This window comes from Shewanella septentrionalis, assembly GCF_025370265.1.
Lineage (GTDB): Bacteria > Pseudomonadota > Gammaproteobacteria > Enterobacterales > Shewanellaceae > Shewanella > Shewanella hafniensis.
In genome coordinates, this window is sequence record NZ_JAMTCC010000080.1 from 1 (window position 1) to 5,849 (window position 5,849).

The 5,849-nt window shown below is 41.9% G+C and carries 6 protein-coding genes and 1 pseudogene; 1 reads left to right on the forward strand and 6 read right to left on the reverse strand.

All coding sequences use genetic code 11. From position 1 onward, the window contains the following. A partial coding sequence (locus NE536_RS22210; protein ID WP_261274043.1) for a DNA cytosine methyltransferase occupies positions 1-1,189 on the forward strand: 1,189 nt, incomplete at its 5' end. Here NE536_RS22210 and NE536_RS22215 read toward each other — a convergent pair. The 6 genes and pseudogenes from NE536_RS22215 to NE536_RS22235 all read right to left on the reverse strand — a co-directional run bounded on the left by NE536_RS22215 (position 1,186) and on the right by NE536_RS22235 (position 5,451). Further along, on the reverse strand, positions 1,186-1,908 hold the full coding sequence (locus tag NE536_RS22215; RefSeq protein WP_261274044.1) for an Eco47II family restriction endonuclease: 723 nt from the start codon (positions 1,906-1,908) through the stop codon (positions 1,186-1,188). The two genes, NE536_RS22210 and NE536_RS22215, sit on opposite strands and share 4 nt — an antisense overlap. A 385-nt stretch (positions 1,909-2,293) precedes the next feature. After that, on the reverse strand, positions 2,294-2,866 hold the full coding sequence (locus tag NE536_RS23010; RefSeq protein WP_425347544.1) for an MbeB family mobilization protein: 573 nt from the start codon (positions 2,864-2,866) through the stop codon (positions 2,294-2,296). Positions 2,867-3,074: 208 nt separating this feature from the next. Next, positions 3,075-3,461, reverse strand: a pseudogene (locus NE536_RS23015) (relaxase/mobilization nuclease domain-containing protein); the annotation flags it as partial. Then, positions 3,451-3,777 carry a MobC family plasmid mobilization relaxosome protein gene (locus NE536_RS22225; protein WP_261274046.1) on the reverse strand — a complete coding sequence of 109 codons (327 nt, stop codon included), beginning with the start codon at positions 3,775-3,777 and terminating at the stop codon, positions 3,451-3,453. The gene NE536_RS22225 and the pseudogene NE536_RS23015, both read right to left, overlap by 11 nt. Further along, a complete protein-coding gene (locus tag NE536_RS22230; RefSeq protein ID WP_261274047.1) occupies positions 3,777-4,043 on the reverse strand; it encodes a hypothetical protein in 267 nt (88 codons plus the stop codon). Before NE536_RS22230 ends, NE536_RS22225 begins: the two co-directional genes overlap by 1 nt. 487 nt (positions 4,044-4,530) lie before the next feature. Next, positions 4,531-5,451 (reverse strand): replication initiation protein, encoded by a 921-nt coding sequence (locus NE536_RS22235; protein WP_261274048.1) that lies wholly within the window; start codon positions 5,449-5,451, stop codon positions 4,531-4,533. Between the last annotated feature and the right edge of the window lie 398 nt (positions 5,452-5,849).

Below are 5,849 nucleotides of genomic sequence, written 5' to 3' on the forward strand. Positions count from 1 at the left end.
AAAAAAAACCATAGATTGCTGGATTAAGAAAGGAATGTTAAAAACAACGAGTTGCTCTAAATCGAATAAAACCTTAATACCCAAAGAAGAGGTTGAAAATTTTCAAGAAATCATAAATTTAAACCGTAGTAGTTGGGATAAAGAGTTATTAGTTAAACCAAAAAAAAGGTTTAATCTAGTAGAGTTATTTGCGGGAGGCGGTGGGCTTGCATTAGGCATGGAGCAATCCGGACTGCACAGTGTGTTATTAAATGAACTTGACAAGTCAGCATGCAAAACACTTAAACATAATCGCCCAAACTGGAATGTTGTTGAAGGTGATATATCTAAAATAGACTTTAAAGCCATTAATGAAACAATTGATATTGTTACAGGTGGATTCCCTTGCCAATCTTTTTCATATGCAGGAAAAAAACTAGGGTTTGAAGATACCAGAGGCACCCTGTTTTTTGAATTTGCCAGAGCAGTAAAAGAGCTTAGTCCTAGTGTTTTTATGGCTGAAAATGTAAGAGGTCTTCTAACTCATGACAATGGAAGAACAATTAATACGATTAGAGACATTGTAAATGACCTTGGTTACATATTGGTTGAGCCAAAAGTCTTGAAGGCGATTTTTTATAAAGTTCCTCAGAAACGTGAACGCCTAATTTTAGTTGGTATAAAAAAAGAGTTCGCAAATCAGGTTGAATACCATTGGCCTTCGCCATATAAGAGAGTTCTAACTGTTAAAGATGCTTTTCTAAAAGGAGAGCTATATGACTGTAATGTTCCACTTTCAAATGGACAAGTATATCCTCAAAGAAAAAAAGAAATTATGGATCATGTACCTCAAGGTGGGTATTGGAAGAATTTAAGTGATGAACTACAAAAAGAATATATGAAAGCAAGCTACTTTCTGGGCGGCGGAAAAACAGGAATGGCAAGGCGATTATCAATGGATGAACCAAGTCTAACGCTGACGACATCTCCAGCACAGAAACAAACTGAGAGATGCCACCCGATAGAAACCCGTCCACTACAAACTAGAGAATACGCAAGGATTCAAACATTTCCTGACACTTGGGAGTTTCAAGGCCCCATTGGTGCGGTTTATAAACAGATTGGAAATGCAGTCCCTGTTAATATGGCAGCAGCTCTTGGCCGCTCCATTGTTAGACTTTTAAATGATATAGATAACCATAAACATTAGTCACCATAAGCTAATTTAAAATAGTCCATGTAGTTGGGGATGTCATTGAATTTAAAATGTTCATCTTCCAACTCTTGTTGGTATATAACTTCTATAACTTTAGGTAAAATAGCGTGTAGCTCTTTTAAAGCATGTTCTCTTCCCGTCACTAATTCGTAAAAACTAGCCCCATCAATAACTCTTATTAATGGGTTACGAGCGCAAACTTCACCCTTTTCTTTGTCGGAAGGAGTGAATTCGCCATTATATCTCTGCTTTCTTTTTGGAATAATTTGCACAAAGTAAGAAGTGTAATCTTTAAATTTACTGTGTTTTGGCGAAACCAAACCTTCTAGAGAATAATATTTGTTCGATAAATCCCCGCCTGTAACAGTTGAATACTTATTTTTAATTTCTGCAATTATCTTTTTATTAACATTAACTAAATCGACTACTGAACCAGTCCCCAAATCAGACCATCCATCCACGTGCCCAAGGACTTTTTGGTGAAATGTACCAACATGGTTTTGAATTGTTTTTTGTGTTTGTCTCATAAGCTCTGAACGCTTCCAAATCTCATGATTAGGGAAAGATGGCCCCTCAAATAAAGAACAAAAAGGATCAACGACATTCTTATTGAAATCTTTATTGGCTTGTTTATTTTTTTCTAATGTTTTTTGCACCAGAACACGAACTTCTAAAAAGAGATTCTCGTCAGTAATAAACTCTAGTAACGCCATGATACCTCAATGAAAAATTTATTAATTTAATTAAAAATAGTAACACAACAGCATATAGAGCCTCCACCTCTATCAGCGACGTTGTTAAATCTGCTTTTTAAAGGAAAAACTCACCATCATAGACTTAATCCACGGTCATTTTTTCGGCCACGTTGCATCGCTATTTGGTTAGCAATGTCATTAATCTGCTTAGTTGCGATTCCAATCCGTTGACCTGCTCTGCTAAGCTCTTTACCTGCATTTTGAGTGCCTGATTCTCTGCTGACGTAGTGGTGAACATGTGCTGCAAAGCCTTGTAGCTGCTCGACAATGCCGTTTGTTGCTGCTCTTGCTGCTGCTGATATTCTGTTACAGATTTTAGTAACTGTGACTCTAATTCCGTCATTTATTTGTTCTCCATCTCGACTACGTTCTGGCCGTTCGATTCCCACTGCTTGCTGAGTTTCTTGTTTTTCGGGAATAGTATGTATTGCTTGCCGTCTTGCGTTAACAGCCTTAACCCAAAAGTTTGATTTTGTAACGTTTTCAATGCCTGATTTTGTTGCTCTATCGTGGCTAAGTTCTGCGCTATCTGGTTGCCCTGATACCATAAAACGCCCTGAATCGAGATTAGCGCGATGAATATTGTCAGGAGCAAGTAAGCCCATGTGCTGAGCGCCGTTAGCCTCATGGTTGAAGCCTGCGAACGTAACTCCTCCGTCAAGGCGTGGATATCTGCGCTGATTATGCTCTGAGAGCCTTCTAACTCCCTCTGCAAGCTCTTGGTGTGCTCGTTGAATTCGTTGCTCAGTCGCTGCTTGGTATTCTGTTGCAGCTCTTTCGATTGCTGCTCCAGTTTCTGCGTTAAATTTAAAATCTCGTTCATAGATAGCCCCTTTGAGCCGTATATTTTTGCCGCCATCGGGGTCAGCAATTGATATTGAACTTTTGGTTTCTCTGGCGACCGTAAAACCCGCATCAGATAGCGTTTTAACCACGTCTGCGCGATTAGTGATTAACCCGTTCGCCATGACCGTCATTAGGCTGTTTGTAATCGTTTCAGCGGCGATTTTTCGGTTTTCAGGTAGGTTACGAGGCGTGACAAGTGAACGATGGTTTAGCGGGTTATCTGGGTCGGTTAATTTGTAGATGTGATTCGTAATGTTTTTCCAGTTGTTTACCCGTTTTAAATCGCGTTTGTAATACCAAGGCTGCAAGCGTTTACCGCTCTGTAACTCGATATTGGGCACAACAAAGTTAAGCTCCAATCGATCTTTGTCTCGATGTTCAACCCACATACAAGCGTATTGATCTGCGTCCAGGCCTGGGAACATCATTTTTTCAAAATCTGACATGATTTTGTCTTTAGATTCACGGTCTAAATCATGTTCAGAAAACGACAACACACCGCTGGTATATTTTTTTGCATAGGGGCTAGCATTGATGATAGCTATGATCGCCTCAAGATCACCTCTATCGAGCGTAGCACCCACTCGTTGGCGGTCTTTACCCATTAGATAATCTACTGGGCCAGCTCCGCCGCCTTCGCCTCGCGCATGGAATTTAACAATCATTTGAATAAGCCTTTTTAATTTCAGCTAAGTGCCTTTCAATGCTCACAAGCTCAGTAATGACGCGACTTTTGTCGATACTGTTCCACTGGCTGCTGTTAACGGCTCTGGCAATTTGGTTTAAATTGTTTCCGATACCGGTTAATTGACGTTGTAGCTCTGGGCTGACCGTGGGAAGCGGGGCAGTTCGCTTAGCAGGAACGCCTAAGCATGTCTCACGAATCCATTCTGCTAAGCGCAGTTTTGTTGAACGCTCGACTAGCGTGTCGTATTCCGCATCAGTACAGCGAATTTTGATCACCCGTTCGCGCTTTTCCATTACTTAGCCGCCTGAAAAACCGCTTCCATTAATCGCTCAATGGCCGCTTTGTCCAAACCAAGACTCAAATCAGGATTAGCTATCAGGCGTTTTAAGGTGTTGATGTCCTCTCGATTAAAGGTCACTGTTACCACTAGCTCGGCTTGTCGGGCACGATAAGCGGCCTGCTTTTCGGCAGGCGTCATTGCGCGGCCTGTTGATGGACGGCCACGTTTAGGTTTTTGCGGGATAAAATCCACAGTCCGATCATCTGATTTATCTTTCATTCTGAGCATCCTTTGCAGTAACAGTGACGATAAAGATTGAGGTTTAGATTTCGCTTTTAGGGGGTTTCGGGGGATTTGCATCCCCTGAACCAGACACACGGATGACCAAAGGAGCGCAGCGACTGTAGGGCACTCTGTGTACGCTGGCTTCCTCAATAAAAAAGGAATGAATGTAAAATAAGCCAGCACAATCGAATTTGCAAGGGGATAAGGAAAGGGCGTAAAACTAACGCGCTGCGCTTGTTTGCTGACTAGACTCATTTCGCAGCAAGCTGCTCAATCGCTAGTCCAGCCTGAGCGAATGATTTTCTATTTTCTGGGGATGGATTAGAGAAACACTGTTTAAGTAACAGTGACTAGGGAGGGGGCTATTATCTGATATGGTTATCGGATCACTAATTTTAACGCTTGAGGTATACAGGGGCAAAGCACCCCCGAAAGCATAGGGAGGGGGCTATTATCTGATATGGTTATCGGATCACTAATTTTAACGCTTTGATGTCCACCGGCTAATTGTAGCCGAACCGATTCCTAAATCTTCTGCAATCATGCGATTTGAGTACCCCTGAACCTGCATGAGTAACACTTTAGGCAGTAATTCCGCTTTGGTGCCATTGGTGGTTGGTCGTTTTGATTTAGCGCCTTGCCTGGCCTGCCAAGCGCTGAACCCCTCTTTGGTCATGCGCTTATGTGTCCATCGAGCAACAGATTTAGCAGTGGCTTTGACCTCTGATAATGGTAACGGTGACTTAAATTCGCGGTTGTTATATGCCTCTGCACGGGTTAAAACCGCTTCGAACCAGCGTTCATACTGCGGATAACCTTGTCTAATGGCCTTGTAAGCCCACTGGGAGAGATAATCGAACAGATTGCAGTTACGGCCTAGGCCATTGCCTAAAAGTCGTTTAGATCCGTTGTAAGCGCTTAAATCAAGATAGTCGGCTAACCAATCGAGTGTATAGAGATTTGGCTCCCACGTAGAAACGAGCCAATGCGGATTTAGCGGGTTTTTGCAGATTAGCCCTGCGTAGTGCTCATCTGAACCGAGTTTTGCCCTTAGAGCGGCTTCTACGGCCGCTGCGTAGCGCAAAGCCTTGCTACTTCCATCAGGGGCGGTACGAATTGGGATTTCTAGGCCATAAATCAAATGCGCGTGACCGTTTTCGCGGTTAGTTACGACGATATTGGGGGCTGGGGCACCCGCATCTTCCCAACACATAGTCGCGCCTAGACGATCAACATCAAACACGAGCCAATATTTATGAGTCGGCCCATTGTGTTGAATGTAGCGAGATTTAACGGCTTTTTTAGCCGCAATGATACTCAGACCATTAGATAAATTATCAGAATAATAAGGTTTTTTTGGTAAACGCTGTTCAAAAAACGTTAGTTGACAGGTTGCATTCAAAAATCACCGCTCAAATGGCGGTTATTAGGTTGATATGTATGATCCATGTGTTAATATTCTCTTAGGATTTATCCTGAACCCTGAACTCTCAAGCCTCCCGCCAAGTTGGAATGAGATTCGGGGTTTTTATTTTATGGAAATAGATTACAGCATTTAAACCTATTTAACACATCATTATTTCTTACATGTTTACACAATTACATTAAGCGAATCTTTCCTGATTATTTAAGAAACAGGAAAGATATAACTGCATTGTTCTCAAAAAATACTGGACCTTTTTTCCCCAAAAGGTATACTTCCGCCCATTGTCAAACCGAACTGGAAGCATCAAATATGATTGATGTCCATAATGATTCGTTCTACACAGTAGAACTTCTGGCTGACATCCTTTCTGAATC

Excerpts from the sequence above, each read along its gene's own strand:
- NE536_RS22215 (WP_261274044.1), bottom strand. The coding sequence starts at position 1,908 with ATGGCGTTACTAGAGTTTATTACTGACGAGAATCTCTTTTTAGAAGTT.
- NE536_RS22230 (WP_261274047.1), bottom strand. The coding sequence starts at position 4,043 with ATGAAAGATAAATCAGATGATCGGACTGTGGATTTTATCCCGCAAAAA.
- NE536_RS23010 (WP_425347544.1), bottom strand. The coding sequence starts at position 2,866 with ATGCGGGTTTTACGGTCGCCAGAGAAACCAAAAGTTCAATATCAATTG.
- NE536_RS22225 (WP_261274046.1), bottom strand. The coding sequence starts at position 3,777 with ATGGAAAAGCGCGAACGGGTGATCAAAATTCGCTGTACTGATGCGGAA.